At 70.5% G+C, this 16529-nt stretch carries 13 protein-coding genes and 2 pseudogenes; 6 read left to right on the top strand and 9 right to left on the bottom strand.

The window, feature by feature from the left end; translation table 11 throughout:
- Positions 1 to 3: 3 nt before the first annotated feature.
- Positions 4 to 168, bottom strand: a complete 165-nt coding sequence (locus tag FCL41_RS17460; protein ID WP_239021605.1) for a hypothetical protein — start codon at positions 166 to 168, stop codon at positions 4 to 6.
- Between FCL41_RS17460 and FCL41_RS17465 the strand changes: the two genes are divergently transcribed.
- From FCL41_RS17465 to FCL41_RS10275, 3 genes are all read left to right on the top strand, one after another.
- Positions 155 to 568 (top strand): C40 family peptidase, encoded by a 414-nt coding sequence (locus tag FCL41_RS17465; RefSeq protein ID WP_239021606.1) that lies wholly within the window; start codon positions 155 to 157, stop codon positions 566 to 568. The two genes, FCL41_RS17460 and FCL41_RS17465, sit on opposite strands and share 14 nt — an antisense overlap.
- A gap of 131 nt (positions 569 to 699) precedes the next feature.
- Entirely contained in the window at positions 700 to 1482 is a 783-nt protein-coding gene (locus FCL41_RS10270) for a sulfurtransferase (protein WP_137065939.1), read from the top strand.
- Positions 1483 to 1545: 63 nt separating this feature from the next.
- Positions 1546 to 1782, top strand: a complete 237-nt coding sequence (locus FCL41_RS10275; RefSeq protein WP_137065940.1) for a DUF3099 domain-containing protein — start codon at positions 1546 to 1548, stop codon at positions 1780 to 1782.
- A 28-nt stretch (positions 1783 to 1810) separates the two neighbouring features.
- Here FCL41_RS10275 and FCL41_RS10280 read toward each other — a convergent pair whose 3' ends face one another.
- From FCL41_RS10280 to FCL41_RS10300, 6 genes and pseudogenes are all read right to left on the bottom strand, one after another.
- Complete coding sequence (locus tag FCL41_RS10280; RefSeq protein ID WP_137065941.1) at positions 1811 to 2779, bottom strand: alpha/beta fold hydrolase; 969 nt, start codon at positions 2777 to 2779, stop codon at positions 1811 to 1813.
- A complete protein-coding gene (locus FCL41_RS17470; RefSeq protein ID WP_239021607.1) occupies positions 2776 to 3825 on the bottom strand; it encodes a flavin-containing monooxygenase in 1050 nt (349 codons plus the stop codon). Before FCL41_RS17470 ends, FCL41_RS10280 begins: the two co-directional genes overlap by 4 nt.
- Before the next feature lie 331 nt (positions 3826 to 4156).
- Positions 4157 to 4327: pseudogene (locus tag FCL41_RS17810) on the bottom strand (NAD(P)-binding protein); the annotation flags it as partial.
- Between the two features lie 93 nt (positions 4328 to 4420).
- Positions 4421 to 7921, bottom strand: a complete 3501-nt coding sequence (locus FCL41_RS10290; RefSeq protein WP_137065942.1) for an ATP-binding protein — start codon at positions 7919 to 7921, stop codon at positions 4421 to 4423.
- Complete coding sequence (locus FCL41_RS10295) at positions 7918 to 8712, bottom strand: DUF4194 domain-containing protein (RefSeq protein ID WP_137065943.1); 795 nt, start codon at positions 8710 to 8712, stop codon at positions 7918 to 7920. The genes FCL41_RS10290 and FCL41_RS10295 overlap by 4 nt, the downstream gene beginning before the upstream one ends.
- Positions 8709 to 10199, bottom strand: a complete 1491-nt coding sequence (locus tag FCL41_RS10300; protein ID WP_137065944.1) for a DUF3375 domain-containing protein — start codon at positions 10197 to 10199, stop codon at positions 8709 to 8711. Before FCL41_RS10300 ends, FCL41_RS10295 begins: the two co-directional genes overlap by 4 nt.
- Positions 10200 to 10500: 301 nt before the next feature.
- Here FCL41_RS10300 and FCL41_RS10305 point away from each other — a divergent pair, with 301 nt between their 5' ends.
- Entirely contained in the window at positions 10501 to 11505 is a 1005-nt protein-coding gene (locus tag FCL41_RS10305) for a 5'-3' exonuclease (RefSeq protein WP_239021609.1), read from the top strand.
- Between the two features lie 11 nt (positions 11506 to 11516).
- Here FCL41_RS10305 and FCL41_RS17815 read toward each other — a convergent pair.
- Positions 11517 to 12945 (bottom strand): annotated as a pseudogene (locus FCL41_RS17815) (NAD-dependent succinate-semialdehyde dehydrogenase).
- Between the two features lie 117 nt (positions 12946 to 13062).
- Here FCL41_RS17815 and FCL41_RS10315 point away from each other — a divergent pair.
- Entirely contained in the window at positions 13063 to 13710 is a 648-nt protein-coding gene (locus FCL41_RS10315) for a TetR/AcrR family transcriptional regulator (protein WP_137065945.1), read from the top strand.
- Positions 13711 to 13771: 61 nt separating this feature from the next.
- Here the strand turns inward: FCL41_RS10315 and FCL41_RS10320 are convergent, their stop codons facing one another.
- Positions 13772 to 15001: a lipase family protein gene (locus tag FCL41_RS10320; protein WP_212723131.1), complete on the bottom strand. Its 1230-nt coding sequence runs from the start codon at positions 14999 to 15001 to the stop codon at positions 13772 to 13774.
- Positions 15002 to 15240: 239 nt separating this feature from the next.
- Here FCL41_RS10320 and FCL41_RS10325 point away from each other — a divergent pair, with 239 nt between their 5' ends.
- Positions 15241 to 16458: a TerC family protein gene (locus tag FCL41_RS10325; RefSeq protein WP_137065946.1), complete on the top strand. Its 1218-nt coding sequence runs from the start codon at positions 15241 to 15243 to the stop codon at positions 16456 to 16458.
- The last annotated feature ends 71 nt before the right edge of the window (positions 16459 to 16529 follow it).

Genomic DNA, 16529 nt, shown 5'->3' on the forward strand with positions numbered 1-16529 from the left:
CGCTCACGCGGCCTCGTCGGCACCCGCCGCGACCGCGACTCCCTCGATGACCTCGTCGACCACCACCACTGCGCCGACCACTGCGCCCACGACTGCGCCCACCACCCAGGCGCCGGCGAGCTCCACCACCAGCTCCACGAGCTCGGTCACGAACGTGGCCCACGTCATCAGCACCAAGAAGGCTGGAGCCAAGGCCAAGAAGAAGAAGGCCAGGAAGCGTGGTCTGCCGACGCGGCGTCGCGCCCTCCTCAAGGCGCGCAGCCGCACCGGGGCGCCCTACGTCTACGGCGGCAACGGTCCCCGGGCCTTCGACTGCTCGGGCCTGACCCGCTGGGCCTACGCGAAGGTGGGCAAGTACCTCCCCCGCACGTCCAGCGCGCAGGCCGGTGCCGTGAAGCGGATCCGGTCGCCCAAGCGCGGCGACCTGGTCTTCTTCCACAACCGCGGCCGCGTCTACCACGTGGGCCTGTACGCCGGCAAGAACCGCGTCTTCCACGCTTCGCGCCCCGGCAAGCCGGTCGGCCAGGAGCGCATCTGGACCTCGAGCGTCTTCTTCGGTCGCGCCTGAGCAGCCGGAGCAGCTCGCACCTCGGATCGAACCTGGAAGGGCACCCGCCACCCGGCGGGTGCCCTTCGTCGTCATCCGCTGAGCACGTGGCCCCATCGCCGAGCGTCAGGGTGCTCCTAGACTCACTGCCCGTGAATCCCGTGCTCAACATCTCCGCCTACCTGTTCACCCCGATCGACGACCGGGAGGCACTGCGTACGACGCTCCTGGGGCGGGCGGACGCTGCGGGCCTGAAGGGGACGATCCTGCTGGCGCCCGAGGGCATCAACCTGTTCCTCGCGGGAGACGCGACCGACCTGCGCGGCTTCCTGGACACGCTGCGTGAGGACGTACGCTTCGCCGCCCTCGAGGCGAAGGAGTCGTGGTCGCCCGCCCAGCCCTTCCGCAAGATGCTGGTGAAGCTGAAGAACGAGATCATCCGGATGGACCACCCCACCATCCGCCCGGCGACCGGCCGGGCGCCGGCCGTCGCACCCCGCACCCTGAAGCGGTGGCTCGACCAGGGCCACGACGACGACGGCCGCGAGGTCGTCCTGCTCGACACGCGCAACGCGTTCGAGGTCTCCTACGGCACCTTCGCTGGGGCGCTGGACTGGCGGATCGAGAAGTTCACCGAGTTCCCCAGCGCCGTGCGCGAGCACCGCGACGCCCTCGAAGGTCGCACCGTGGTCTCGTTCTGCACCGGCGGCATCCGCTGCGAGAAGGCGGCGATCTTCATGCAGGAGGAAGGACTCGACCGGGTGCTCCAGCTCGAGGGCGGCATCCTCCAGTACTTCGAGGACGTCGGCGGCGACCACTTCAACGGCGACTGCTTCGTCTTCGACGACCGGGAGGCGCTCACGCCGGGCCTCGAGGTCTGGGAGCAGGAGACACGCCGGGAGCCGCGTCGCTCCGCCCAGCCCGCCCCCGCCTGAGGCTGGGGCCTGATCCTGGCCGAGAGGCTGGGGCCCGCGGCTGGCCCGTGGCAGGCTGGATCCATGGGACGCGACGACCCGCGCTACATCCTCAGCGACGTCGAACGCGCGCAGAGCGAGCGACTGCGCCGGCGACGGCGCTGGTACTTCGCGTTGATGGGCACGTGCCTGCTGCTCATCGTGCTGGCGTGGAACCTCGTACGCCTGTGGTCCACCCAGGCCGCGGTCGGGATGTCCGTGGTCGCCGCACTCCTGCCACCGGTGGCCGTCATCATCGCCAACTGGGGCGAGGACCACTGACGGCCCGCACCCCTCAACCGTGCACCCCTCACTGGCGCGCGGAGGAGCTGGCTTCCGAGATGTGGTCGAGCACCTCGTCGGCCAGGGTCGCGGCCAACGACGCCGGCAGGTGGTGACCCATCCCCGGCATCTCGACGTGGCGGGCACCGGGGACGGCAGCGGCCGTGGCGCGACCCCCGCTCGGGTGCACGATGAGGTCGCGGTCGCCGTGGATCACCAAGGTCGGTGCGGTGATCCCGGCAAGCTCCCGGGTGCGGTTGCCGCTCGTCAGGATCGCCTGGATCTGACGGGCGACCCCTGCCGGTGAGGGTCCCGAGAGGCGGCGCCACGACAGTCGGGCGTGGGCCTCCTCCTCCTCGAGGTCGATCGGGTGGGCGCGTCCCGAGAGGTGGGCGGTGACAGCCAGGTGGCGGCTGACCCACTCATCCTCGGTGCGGGCGGCCGGCCGCAGCATCCCGCGCTTGGTCGACCACGCGGTCCCACCGACTCTGCGGGCACCCGTCGTGGAGTAGAGCGAGGTGAGGCTGCGCACCCGCGCCGGCTCTCGCGCGGCGACGATCTGGGCGATCATCCCGCCCATCGACCGACCGACCAGGTGGGCCGACTCGATCCCCAGATGGTCGAGCAGCGCCACGGTGTCGTCGGCCATGTCGTGCAGCGAGTAGGCCCCGGGCAACGGCTTGGCGGTGGCGAGCCGCCACAGCGACGGCGCCGGGGCGCTCACCCGGCTCGACCGACCGATGTCGCGGTTGTCGAACCGGACGACCCGGTGCCCGCGGTCCAGGAAGGGGGTCACCAACGAAGGCGTCCAGGCCGTCATGTCCTCCGACATCCCCGCCACCAGCACGACCGGCACGTCGTTGCCGTCACCGTCATCAGGGTCACCGTCATCAGCGCCGCCGTCGACACGGTGGCAGATCGTCATGCCCGTGGGCAGCTCGACCAGCCGCTCGGCGTCGTCGTCCCAGACGGCGTCCTGCCACGTCGGTGCCTTCATCCGACGACCTCCCCGGTCAGTGGCGTGGTCGTGGGCGGGAGGCCTCCCGTGGGAGCGAAGAACCGGAGGTGCTCGTCGACCACCGGGCCCTTGCTCAGCAACCGACGGTCGGCGTAGAAGTCCATCGGCACCGTCCACGGGGGCACGTCCCCCTGGCGCGGCAACGACGCCGCCGCCCGCCGCACGTAGCCGGCGTCGAAGTCCAGCGCCGAGCGCGCGTTGACGTCGACGTCCGGCTCCACGACGACGGCCTGCTGCCCGATGCGGTCCATGTGGTCCAAGAGCCTGGTGAACCAGTCACAGACCAGGCCGAGGCGCAGGGTCCACGACTGGTTGGTGTAGCCCATCGCGAAGACGAAGTTGGGCACGCCGGTCAGCATGGAGCTGCGGTACGTCATCCGTTCCGGCAGGTCCACTGCCTCCCCGTCGACGGACAGGTCGGCACCGCCCATCAGCTGGATCTCCAGCCCGGTCGCGGTGACGATCACGTCGGCGGGCAGCTCCGTGCCCGAGGCGAGCCGCACCCCGTCGGCGGTGAGGCGATCGATGCGGTCGGTCACCACCTCCGCGCGGCCGGAGCGCAGCGCCGCGAAGAAGAGGCCGTCGGGGTCGGCGCAGATGCGCTGGTCCCACGGGTCGTACGGCGGCTTGAAGTGGGTGTCGACGGGATAGCCGGCGGGCAGCGAGGCCATGTTGGCCCGACGGATCGCGCTGCGCAACAGGCCAGGTCGGATCCGGCTGAGGTTCCAGATCCACTGGCCGCGGGCGATGTTCTTGGCACGCACCAGCGCGTGGGCGCGCTCGGGGCCGAGCACCCTGCGCAGGGCCATCGCGATCCGGTCGCGTCGCGGCAACGGCATGACGTACGTCGGGGTGCGCTGGAGCATCGTGACGTGCGCGGCGCCCTGCTCCTGCGACGTCAGCGCCGGAACCAGGGTGACCGCCGTCGCTCCGCTGCCGATGACCACCACCCGGCGGCCCTGGACGTCGAGGTCGTCCGGGCCAGAACTGCGGGTGCACGACCGTGCCGGCGAAGTCGTCCGCACCCGCCAGGTCCGGCACGTGGCCACGGTCGTAGCGGTAGTAGCCGGCGGCGCTGAAGATCCAGCGGGCGCTCCACGTGACGGGCTGCCCGTCGACCTCCACGCGCACCGTCCAGCGCGCCGTGGTCGAGTCGAAGTCGGCGGCACGGACGTGGTGGCCGAAGCGGACGTGCGGCGCGAGGTCGTACTCCTGGACCACGTCGTGGAGGTAGTCGAGGATCCTGGGACCGTCAGCGATCACGTCGTCGTCGGTCCACGGCTTGAACGCGTAGCCGAAGGTGTGCAGGTCGGAGTCGGAGCGGATGCCGGGATAGCGGAAGAGGTCCCACGTCCCACCGATCCGATCGCGTGCCTCCAGGACGGCGAAGGAGGTCCCCGGCCGGTCGACGAGGAGGTGGCGGGCAGCACCGATCCCGGAGAGTCCCGCCCCGATCACCAGCACGTCGACCTCGCGGTCTCCGGCGGGCAGGGGTGTGGTCGGTGACGGCGTGTGGTGCTGATCCATGCTGCTCCTTCGGACGGCTCGCACGCACCTGGCGTGCCCTGCCCCCACTCTGGCAAGGACGCCGTCACACCACCAGTCCCGGTGGCGCCCCGATCACCTGGCCGGGACGGTCACACCCTCGACCTGCCTGGTCCGCGCCGGGTCGGTGATCGGCGTGATCCACGACTGGTGGGTCTGCGCGTTCTTGGTGATCGCCAGCAGGTCGTCCATGTGGGGCTCGAGGCCAGTGACCTTGTCCAGCGGCACACCGACGATCAGCTGGAAGCCCAGCCCCTTCCAGGCCTGCACGGCACGACCGGCGAACTCCGAGTCCGCCTTCACGAAGCCCTCGTCGAGGAAGACCGGCGCGAAGCGCGGCCGGGAGCGCATCTCGTCGCCGAGCCGGAACCGCAGCGCCGATCCCACGATGAAGGCGACGAGCTCCTGGCTCTCGCCACCACTCTTCTCCCCCAGCGTGCGGTAGGTCGCCAGCAGCTCACCGGTGGCGTGGTCGTAGCGCTCGGCGCTGATCTCCACGTGACGACGTACGTCGAGCAGCCGGTCGCGGTCCGAGGTGCCCTCGGAAGTGTCGCTGGGTCGGCGCAGCTGCTTCATGAAGCGGCTGAGGTCGGTGAAGCGCTTCTCGAGGTCTGCCTCGTCGAGCTCAGCGGTCCCACCACCGGCGAGCGTCCGCAGGTCCTTCATGAACGCCTGGACGTGGGCAGGAGCGAGTCGCCGCAAACGGATGCGCAGACGGTCGCCCTCGCCACCGAACTCCAGGCGCCGGAGGATGGCGTTGATCGGCTCGAGCCGATCCTCGATCTCCTCGATCGAGCTCGCCATCGCACCGACCAGCGGCACCAGGTCCTGCCCGCTCCACTCGGTCAGGCGACGGCGCCACTCCGAGCGACGGCCCGCGAGGCCGGTGCCCTTGATGTCACCGAGGATCCGCGCGTAGTCGGCGTAGGAGTCGGCGGTCGCACCGAGGTTGGGCGAGTCCCACTGGAGCTTGTACATGCGGAAGATCGCGGCCAGCTCCTCCTCCGCGCGGCGGCCCTCCGCCTCGGCCTCCCCCACCGCGGCGCGGAGCCGCTCGGAGAGCCGCTGGGAGTTCTCGGCGAACCGGTCGAGGTCGTCGGGGTCCGCCGGTGCGACGGCGGCCGCGAACTCCGCGGTGAGCGCGGCGTCCTGGGCGTCGTCGAGCACGGCCCGGCCACTGCGCTCGAGCGCTTCGAGGCGGTCCTTGACCATGTCCTCGGAGTCGACGAACTCGGCGTGGGCGTGCCCCAGCTCCTTCTGCCGGCGCTCGAGGTCGTAGCGGTCCTTGCGGGTCGCCTCCAGCTGGCTCTCGAGCTGTTCGATCTGCCCCTGGAGCGCCTGGAGCTGGTCGTCGGAGGTGAGGATCTCCTCGCGACGACGCTCGAGCTCGGCGATGCGACGCTCGCTGCCGGCGACGTCGAGGTCGTCGTAGCGGGCGGCGGCGATGGCCTCGTACGCGGTGCGGCGCAGCTCCAGCACGCTGGTACGGCGGTCGAGCTCGGCCACCTCCTCGTCGATGGCGACCAGCTGCGCCTCGAGGGCCTCGAGCTCGCCGTCGATGTCGGCGAGCGCGTCGTCGTTGGAGAAGCCGATGACGTTGCGCAGGTCGCCCAGGCCGTGGGCGCCGCGGCGTCCCTGACGGGTCTGCCCGGCCAGCGTCACCCGCAGCCCGTCGCCGGACAGGCCGTCAGGGCCCTCGACGCAGAGGGCGTTGCGCGACGGGTCGGAGACGTGCTCCTGGACCCAGCCGGAGAAGGGCGACTCCTTGAAGACCAGCTTGCCGGCGACCCGCTCGGGGTCCTGCGGACCGAGGTCGCCCAGATCGGTCTCGGCGCCCTCGAAGTGGATCCGGCCGCGCAGCTGCAGGCCGTCGATCGCGGAGGAGAACTCCTCGAGCCGGTCCAGCGGCACCAGCATGGTGCGGGCGGAGGATCCGAGCACGGTCTCGACCGCGAGCCGCCAACGCGACTCCTCGGGGGCGACGTCGATCAGCTCGGCGACGAACGGGAGCTCCTCCACCGGCAGACCACTGGCGCTGGCCACCTCGGCGCGCAGCTCGTGCATCCGGACCGGCATGCGTCCGGCCCGGCTCTCCATGGAGCCGCGCTCACGACGCAGCTCGCTCTGACGCACGTTGATCGGGTACCGCCGGTCACGGGCCGCGTCACGGGCGGTCTTGAGCTCGGCGTGGACGGACTCCCACCCCTCCAGCCAGGCACGGGCCCGGGACTGGAGCTCGGCGAAGTCGCTGGCGGAGTCGAGTGCCGGAGCGACCTCGATGCCCTCGACCGTGAGGTCGGCGCCAGCCTCCTGGGCCTCGGTGACCTGCACCAGGGGCAGGAGCCGCGACTGGAGGGTGGCGCGCCGGCCGAGCCGGTCCTGACGCACCACTGCTTCCTGCTCGACGGCCAGCGCCAGCGACTGGAGCGTCGAGCCTCCGGCCTGGCGGTGGGCCTCCTTGGCCGCCTCGAGGTCAGCGACCAACGAGGCCTCTCCCGAGGTCGCCGCGGCATAGGCGTCGGCGGTGGTCCTGCGCGCGTCGCGGTTCTCCGCGACCGCCTTCTCCAGCAGGCGCAGGTGGGTGCGCAGCAGCCAGGTGCGCAGCGGGGTGTCCCCACCCAGGGTCACCCCGAAGGCATCGAGCTCGGTGAGGCGGCGCGCGGCGTTGACCTTGCGCTCGTGCAGCGCGGTGATCGGCTCGAGCAGCGCGAGCTTGGCCTCCTCGGTCCGCATCGCCGAGTAGGAGGCGTCGAGGTCGTCGAAGTGGGCGATGGCGCGGTCCGCGGCGGCGTAGGTCGAGGGTCGCTCGAGGACCATCTCCTTGTAGAGCTCGTCGACGCTGCGCACCTGGTTGCCGGCCTGGATGCGGGCCAGCAGTCGCAGCGCCTTCGCGCCGTCGCTGTTGGCGCCGATGCCCAGGCGGGCGTGCAGCACCGCGGCGAACTCCGCGTAGGTCCGGTGCACCCGCACCCCCGGGAAGAGCTTCTTCAACGTGTTGGCGTGGAAGCGGTCGGGAACCGCAGCCTCCAGCGCCTCCAGGCCGAGCGCCTCCTCATGGGTCACCAGCTGCATCTGCACGTCGCTCGAGCGGGTGGCCCGACGCGGCACGTAGTAGGTGCGCAGCGCCGTGAAGCGCCCGCCCTGGTCGTTGACGAAGGTCATCGCCACCGCACCCCAGGTGTCGGTGCCACGGCCCCGCAGCAGCTTCTCGACAGGCCGACCGGTCCTGGGGTCGTCGACGACGTCGACGGCTCCCCGCAGGTAGGAGAGGAGGTTGCGCTGGCCGACGCTGCGAGCACGACCCGACACCGCATCGTTGGAGGCGCCGTTAAACTTCGTGTCCGACGGCATCATCAGCGCCGTGTAGGCGTCGAGCACGGTGCTCTTGCCGACGCCGGAGGCGCCGGAGATCATCGTCGTGTCACCACGCAACGGGATGCTGGTCAGGCCGCTGAAGCCACCCCAGTTGACCAGCTGCAGCAGTGCCGCACGCCACTGCATCGTGTCGTCGCTCGGGGTGGTGACGACCGAGGCGTCGAAGAGCCCGTCGGCGCCGACGGCCACGTCGCTGCTCATGCCCACTCCTCGTCGTCATGCCTGTTCTCGTCGCGCCGGTTCTCGTCATGCTCGGGGGCGCCCTCGCCGAAGAGGTCCTCCACCCGCGCTGGCCGTTCCTCGACGGAGTTCGCCCGGCGCAGCGCCTCGAGCAGCTCCGTCAGCAGCTCGAGCGGGAGCAACGGCTCCACGGCCTCACTGATCTCGTAGCGGTCGTCGCCGGCGGCACCGATCAGCAGCCCCGACTTCACGATGCTCAGCACCGCGTTGCGCGCGCGCTTCTCGTCGCCGGACTCATCGGTGGCGTGCAACGGCCGGAAGGAGGCCACGTGCTCGACGATGTCTTCGCGGTCGATGAAGACACGCGACTCCCCGCTCGCGTAGCCCGCCCGCAGCCGGTCGCGCAGGTGCACCAGCACCAACGTCTCCTCGCGCGACCACGGCACGTCGTGCAGCAGCGTCGGGAAGCGTCCGCCGGTCTCCGAGGAGGCCTGACGCTTCCACGCCACCTCCCGCTCCCGGTCGACCTGCAGGTCGAGGAAGAGGTCGTTGAGGCGCGAGCGCAGCAGCCGCTCGTCCTCCACGAGCACCTCCCACTCACGCGGGTGGGTGCGGGCACTGATGAAGCGGGCCTTGAGCAGGGTGACCAGCGTGCGGCGGCGGGTGAACTCCAACGTGCCCTCGTCGCCCTCGAAGAGGGAGACCGACGCCGTGTCGTGGGAGTCGTCGGTGCCAGTGCCCAGGTCGTCGCCCAGGTCGTCGGCCAGGTCACCGCCCAGGTCCTGCTCGAGGTCCTGTTCGAGGTCGCTCATGCGTGGCTCTCGCTCTCGTCGAGGTCGGGGTCGGGCAGGGGCAGTCGCGGCACCGTGAAGATCCGCCCCGTCCCGTCGTTGCGCAGGGCCGCATAGGTCTCGGTCTCGTCGGTGACGGTCCATCCGCGGTCCGCCGCCAGGTGCAGCAGCCCGAAGATCTCCACCGGCCGACGCAGCGAGGGTTCCAGGCTCTCGAAGAAGTCGCCCAGCGAGGCGGCGGGGGCGAGACCGGACAACGCCTCGTCGAGCCGACGTCGCAGGGTCCCCAGCTGCGGACCGCCCTGGGCCATCAGCGAGGAGAGCAGCACGGTCGGCGCATCGGGCACGGGGTCGCGTTCGATGCGCTCCGGCAGGACGTCGTCTGCCGGGTCGTAGAACTTCTCGCGCAGGTGGTCGATGGTGGCGCGCTGCGGCAGCATCGGCACGTCGTGGGTCGCGCGCGGCCCGGTCGTCGCCATCCAGGTGGCCATCTCGGCCTCCACCTGGCGCAGGGTCTGCTCGAGCTCACGGTCGCGCGCCGCGTCGTGGGAGACGATGTACTCCTTGAGCGTCGCGGTGACCCGCGAGCGCTGGGTGAGGACGCGGTCGAGCCCGTCGCGCACCAGCTTCACGGTGCCCCGGAGCTCGGCGCGGTCGACCTCACCGAGGATGCGGTCGGACAGAGGGTGTTCCAGCAGCGCTCCGAGGTCCTCGCGCAGCTGGGCGACGAGGGCATCGTCACGCAGGAGGGCGAAGGCCCCCTCGAAGGCCCGGCCCTCGTTCGTGGCGGTCATCAGGGCGTCGGCCCGTTCCAGGTAGGCGTCGATCACCTCGCCGGCAGGGCGGTCCTCGGCGCGGAAGGCGGCCAGGATCTCCGTCCTGATCTGGGCGAACCGCTCCTCGACGCGCGCGAAGTCGCTGGGCAGGGCGGAGACGAGGGAGAGCAGCTCGGTGAAGCCCTCGCTCATCCAGTCCTCGGTGGCCGAGACCATCTCGGCGCCGTCGACGAGACGGTCGCGCTCGGCCTGGAGGCGTGCGATCTCCTGGTTGAGGATGGTCACGCGCGTGGTGCGGTCGGGGTTGGCCTCGGAGTTGAAGCGCCGCACGGTGCCGAGGATGGTGGCGATCCTGTGCTCACTGAGGGTGGCGCGGTCACGGGTGAGGTTCTTGACGAGCTCGAGGGCCTGCTGCGCGTGCGAGGTGAGCGTGTAGACCTCGTTGCCCCGCTCGTCGAGCGAGCGGACCAGCCACTGTCCTCGCATCCACTTCTGGCACAGGTCGCGACCACTGCCGGTGGGCACCTCCGACTCTCCGGAGAGCGCGAGGGCGGCGAGGTGCTCCTCGACCTGGGTGTGGAGCCGAGCGGTGGGGATCGGGCGGTTGTCCCGGCCGAAGGCGGAGCGGAACAGGGTGATGACGACGGGAGCCTGACGCTGGTGGAGCAGCGTCAGCGTGGGTTGGTCGAAGGCGCCGTTGACCCTCGCCAGCTCCCCGGCGATCTCACTCATCTGCTTCCGTTGCCTCCTGACACGTGGCCACCTCGACCGACGCGCCGTGGGAAAGCATCCCAGAGGCGGGCGTCCAGCGCCGAAAAAGCGGGTGACCTCAGGCATTCTGCCTTCTGGGGCCCCGCCGCGGGCGTCCGGTGCACAGGCGGGTGGGGTGGCTCACCCTGTGCGCCGCGAGGCCCGTCGACGCCCGCGTCCTCGGCTACGATCGCCGCGTGCCTGACACGGTGCTCCTCCTGGGCCCCTCCCATCGACTCGAGACGCCGGGCTCCGGCCTGCGTGTGCAGACGTCTGGACGCCCGTGCTGACCCCTCCGGAGCGCCCCCGCCGCCTGCTGCTGGCCGTCGACGCCCCCTCGCTGCTGCATCGCAACCACCACGCCCGCGCCCACACCCGTCTGATGGACCGTTCGCACCGGCCGGCCTGGGCCCTGCACGGCATGCTGCGCCAGATCATCGAGGCGATCGACCGGTTCGCACCTGACGCGGTGATCTTCGGGCTCGACGACCGTGAGTCGTCGGTCCGGGCGTCGTTCTACCCCGACTACAAGGCAGGTCGCGCCGAGAAGGACGCCGAGCTCGTCGACCAGCTGGGACGCGCGGGCGCCCTCCTGGACGCCCTCGGCCTGGCGACCCTCACTCCCCCGGGCCTGGAGGCCGACGACGTCAACGCCTCGGCTGCCACGTGGGCCGTGCGCCACGACTGGGACTGCGTGATCGTGACCTCCGACCGTGACTCCTTCGCCCACATCAGCGACCACACCCGGGTGCTGAGGCTGATCAACGGCGGCATCCTCAACTCACCGTTGCTCACGCCCCAACGTCTGAAGCTGATGTACGGCGTGGCTGCCGAGCACTACCTCGAGTACGCCGCGTTGCGCGGCGACGCCTCGGACAACCTCCCCGGCGTGCCCGGGATCGGGGAGAAGACCGCTCCGATCCTGCTCGAGCTCATGGGGTCGATGGACGCGGTGTGGAGCGACGTCGAGCACTGCGACGGGCGTACGCTCCTCGCCGTCCTCGACGACTGGGCAGCCGAGACGGGCAACCGTCGGATCGGCCCGTCACTGGTGCGCCGCCTGAGCGCGCCGGGCGCCAGGGAGCGCTTCGAGTTCAACATGGCCGTGATGTCGGGCCAGGACGACCTCGACCTCGGCCTCACGCCCGACGTACCGGGCACGCCCGGCCTGCTGCCGTTGGACATCGCCCGCGTGGAGCACGTGGTCGGCCACCTCAACGTGCCGTCCACCACCGACCTCGCGGTGCGCGTGCTCACCGGACGGCCCGCCTCCACCCAGACCGTCTGACGGCTGGGCACTCAGCTCCAGTCGACGCTGAGGTACTGCGTCTCGGTGAAGGCCTCGAGCCCGTCGTGGCCACCCTCACGACCCAGGCCGCTGGTGCGGGTGCCGCCGAAGGGGGCTGCCGGGTCGGAGACGATGCCGCGGTTGATGCCGACCATCCCGATCTCGAACCGCTCGGCCATCCGCATCGCCTCCTGGAGGTCACCGGAGCAGATGTAGGACGCAAGCCCCATCTCGGAAGCGTTCGCCTGCGCGACCGCCTCGTCGACGTCGTCGAAGACCACCACGGGCGCCACCGGACCGAAGAGCTCGTGCTGGAGGATCTCGGCGTCGGTCGCGACCCCGGTGAGCAGGACCGGTGCCACGAAGTGCCCGGCGCCCTCGGGGACCTTGGCCCGTGCCGTGACCTCGGCGCCCGACGCCACGGCCGCCTCGACGCTCTCCCACAACCTCGCTGCTGCTGCGGCAGAGATCATCGGGCCGATCTCGGCGCCGCCGAGCCCCGTGCCCACCTCGAGCGCTTCGACGCGCGCACCGAAGCGCTCCACGAACTCGTCGTGGACGCTGCGGTGCACGTGGAACCGGTTGGCCGCCGTGCAGGCCTGGCCGCCGTTGCGGAACTTCGCGACCATGGCGGCCTCGACGGCCAGGTCGATGTCGGCGCTCGCGGTCACGACGAAGGGTGCGTTGCCCCCCAGCTCCATCGAGCAGTTGAGCACCCGCGCCGCGGCCTGCTCCAGCAGGAGCGACCCCACTCGGGTGGAACCCGGTGAAGGAGAGCTTGCGCACCGCAGGGTGCTCCAGCAGGGCCCCGACGCTGTCACCGGCCTGGTCGCTGGCGACGACGTTGACCACGCCGGTGGGCACGCCCGCCTCGAGCAGGAGCCCGGCCAGCGCCAACGCGGTGAGCGGCGTCTCGGAGGCTGGCTTGACCACGACCGTGCACCCGGCCGCCAGGGCGGGGGCGACCTTGCGGGTGATCATCGCGGCAGGGAAGTTCCACGGCGTGACGAGCACCGCCACCCCGACGGGGCGGCGCTGCACGAAGGAGCGCGCACCTCCAGCCGGCGCCACGGCGAGCAACCCCTCGTTGCGCACGGCCTCCTCGCCGTACCAACGGAAGAACTCCGCGGCGTACTTGACCTCGGCGCGCGCGTCGGCGAGCGACTTGCCGTTCTCCAGCACCATGAGGGTCGCGAAGTCGTCGGTCCGCTCGACCATGAGGTCGTACGCCCGGCGCAGGGCCTCCGCCCGCTCGCGCGGCGCCCGCGCAGCCCAGGCGGGCAGCGCCTCGGCGGCGGCGTCGGCGGCGTCGCGGGCATCCGCGACGGTCGCCCGGGAGACTGCCACCAAGGTCTCGGTGGTCGCAGGATCCTCGACCGCGAAGGTCTCCCGGCCCGAGCTCAGCCAACGCCCACCGATGAGGGAACCGGGGGCAGGCACGAGCTCGCTGATGATCTGGTCGGCAACCTGACGCGGCGATCCGTTCACGGTGAACCTCTTCTCTCGAGAGTGACCAACAACCCACTGGGGCGTGTTCTTCAACACTAGGCTCTGACCATGACGGCTCAAGCCCTGCCCATCACCGACGAACGCACGCGCTTCATCGCAGGGGTCCGCTCCCTCACCGATCCGGTCAAGGGCTCCACACGGCGTCGGGTCGCGACGGAGGCCATGTCCCTCTTCGCCCGCAAGGGCTACGGCGGCACCTCCATGCGCGAGATCGGCGCGGCCGTGGGCATGCAGGCCGCGAGCATCTACGGGCACTTCCCGCTCGGCAAGAAGCAGATTCTCATCGACGGCCTGCTCGACATCCTCGACGACTTCCTGGTCGTCGTCATCGAGCCCGTCGTCCCGGGCCGCTCACCGCACGACGAGTTCGTCGACCTGGTGACCCGACACGTGGGCTGGCGACTCGACAAGGGCGACATGTCGCTCGCCTGGGACGCCGCCTACTTCGGCCTCGGCATGTTGGAGGTCCTGGAGGACCGGCACATGACGGCCCTGGTGGAGGTGGTCGACCAGTACCGGACCTACATCACCTCGCTGGTCAGCCGTCTCGGCGACCCCGCCGAGGCCTCCGGCACCGCCCGGGCCGTGCTGGCACTGTGCGACACCTGCGACCGCTTGCGGACCCACCCCGAGGAGCCGCGCGACGAGGTCGTCGCGCGGGTCGTCACCCTGGCGCTGCGCTGCTGCGGCAGCTGACCCGCTCCACACGTCTGCCGACAGGTGCGTGGCCCGCACTGCCGGCAGACGTGCAGGGCAGTCACATCCGCCAGCAGGACGACGCCGCAGGCAGACCTGCGAAGCGCGCCTCCAGGAAGGCGTAGATCTCGGTCGCGTGGTTGAGCATGCCGCCCACGTGCAGCGGTGAGAGGTTGCTGCTCAGCCGGACCGTCGCGCCTCGGCTGCACCAGTCCTGCGTGAGCTGGGTGGCCACCCGGTGCGGCACGACGTCGTCGAGGCGGCTGTGGGTGACCAGCACCGGCGCGTTGGGCTTGATCCGACCGATGCGCTGGTCAGCGATCATCTGCTCGAAGGGCGCCCGGGTGATGAGCTCGTCCAGCCCGGCTCCGTCGGCCGTGTAGTCCGACGACCTGGTGAAGGCCGACCCGAGCAGGTCGAAGACGCAGTCGTCCGCGATCTTGGCGTACATCTCCTTGCCCTTGGCGTTGAGGTAGGGGTCCATGTCGATGCCGTAGCTCGACGTGAGGCCGGCGATGGCGAACCAGGTGAAGAGCGAGTAGAGGCTGCCGTCGATGGCGTCGGGCAGGGCCCGCAGGTCGGCCGGGACCGCGCTCGCCACGCTCCCCTTGACCTTCATGGTGGGGGCGTACGACCCGGCGAGCTCCGCGGCGGACGCGGCGCCCGCGCCACCCTGGGAGTAGCCGGCGAAGGCCACGGGGCTGTTCGCGGTCAGGCCGGTGCCGGGCATGCGTTGCGCCGTACGCACGATGTCGATCACCGCGCGCCCCTGGGAGACCCGGTCCATGTAGGTGTGCATCCCGGCGGTGCCGAGTCCCTCGTAGTCGGTCATCGCGACCGCGTAGCCGCGGGCGAGGAGACCGGCCATGAAGATCGACTCGTACTCGAACAGCTCACTGAAGACGCGCGAGGGGGCGCACGAGTCCCCGATGCCCTGCGTGCCGACGGCGTAGCCGATGACCGGCCTGGTGCCGGAGCCGACCCACTTCGCCTTGGGCACGAAGATCGAGCCGGAGACCGCGATCGGCTTTCCGGTCCGGTTGGTCGAGCGGTAGAGCACGCGGGTGGCGTCGAAGGCAACGGTGTGGGCGCCGGCAGGGTCGAGAAGCAGGTCGAGCTTCTCGCTGCGGATGAGGTCGCCGTTGGCGGCGGGCAGCGTGGCGGGGGCCTCGTAGAAGGCGGGCCGAGGTGGCTCTGCGTGAGCGCTGGGCGTGGCGGCCAGAGGCAGCACCGCCAGCACGGACGTGACCACGAGGACCGCCGCCGAACGGGCGTGACGAATGGGCTTCACCAGGGTTCTCCCTCCCGAGGTGAGAGCCTCCGAGCGGACTCTCACAGTGTTGCTGTCACCATGACAGTGATCCACGTCACACGCAAGAGGCTGCTCGGGCGCTCGCCCGGTCGGCCTTCGGCGGAACTCCACCACGATCCGGGGCGTTCTCCTCACGCATGACAGACTGGACGGCCACGGCAGGCCGTCCGCTGGACGATTGCCGTCTCACTCCCCCACCCCGATCCAGGAGAAGTTACATGTCCGTGAGCCCGCTCGTGTGGGGCCTGACCATCGTCGCCATCTTGGGACTTCTGGCGTTCGACTTCTTCTTCCACGTGCGCAAGGCGCACGTACCGACGCTGAAGGAGGCGGCCGTCTGGTCGGCCATCTACGTCGGCTTCGCCGTGCTGTTCGGCCTCGGTGTGCTGCTCTTCGGCGGCGGCCAGATGGGCTCGGAGTACTTCGCCGGCTACATCACCGAGAAGGCGCTCAGCGTCGACAACCTCTTCGTCTTCCTGATCATCATGGCGAGCTTCAAGGTGCCGCGTGAGGACCAGCAGAAGGTGCTGCTCTTCGGCATCGTCTTCGCGCTGATCGCGCGTACGGGCTTCATCCTCCTCGGCGCGGCGCTGATCAACCAGTTCGCCTGGGTCTTCTACATCTTCGGCCTGATCCTCCTGCTGACCGCGGGCAACCTGCTGAAGGGCGAGGACGAGGACGAGGAGGTCGACAACTTCGTCATCCGCCTGGCCAAGCGATTCCTGCACACCTCGGACCACTACGACGGCGACAAGCTCTTCACCATCGAGAACGGCAAGAAGGTCATGACGCCGATGCTCCTGGTCATGGTGGCCATCGGCGGCACGGACATCCTCTTCGCCCTGGACTCGATCCCTGCGATCTTCGGCCTCACCCAGAACACGTTCATCGTCTTCACCGCCACCGCGTTCTCCCTGATGGGCCTGCGCCAGCTCTTCTTCCTCATCGACGGACTGCTCGACCGCCTGATCTACCTCTCCTACGGCCTCTCCGCGATCCTCGCCTTCATCGGCGTGAAGCTGATCCTGCACGCGCTGCACGAGAACAACCTGCCCTTCATCAACGAGGGCGAGCACGTCAACGTCGTCGAGGTCAGCATCGGCCTCTCCCTGTCGGTCATCCTGGGCGTCCTGCTCATCACCGTCCTGGCGTCCCTGCTCAGCCCCGCCGGCAAGGCGCACGCCATCATCGCGAACGCCCGCCGCCACGCGCAGGCCTATCTCGACGCCGACTACACCAAGGACCCCAACGAGCGCGAGCGCCTGTACGCGGAGCTCATGGAGGCACGCGAGCAGCTCACCACCCTGCCGGAGAAGTACCGGGAGAAGGCACGCGAGGAGACCCCCCTGGTCGACCTCCTGCATCAGGTCAAGGAGAGCCACGACGCCGCCAGCCAGCGCGGCGAGGTCTCTCCGCCCACGAACCACACGTTCTGAGCCCTCCCGCTCCACGCCTCACGAGCGCCGGTCCCGTCACGGGGTCGGCGCTCGTTGCGTCCGGGTGTCGC

The organism is Nocardioides jishulii, assembly GCF_006007965.1.
GTDB classification, from domain to species: Bacteria; Actinomycetota; Actinomycetes; order Propionibacteriales; family Nocardioidaceae; genus Nocardioides; species Nocardioides jishulii.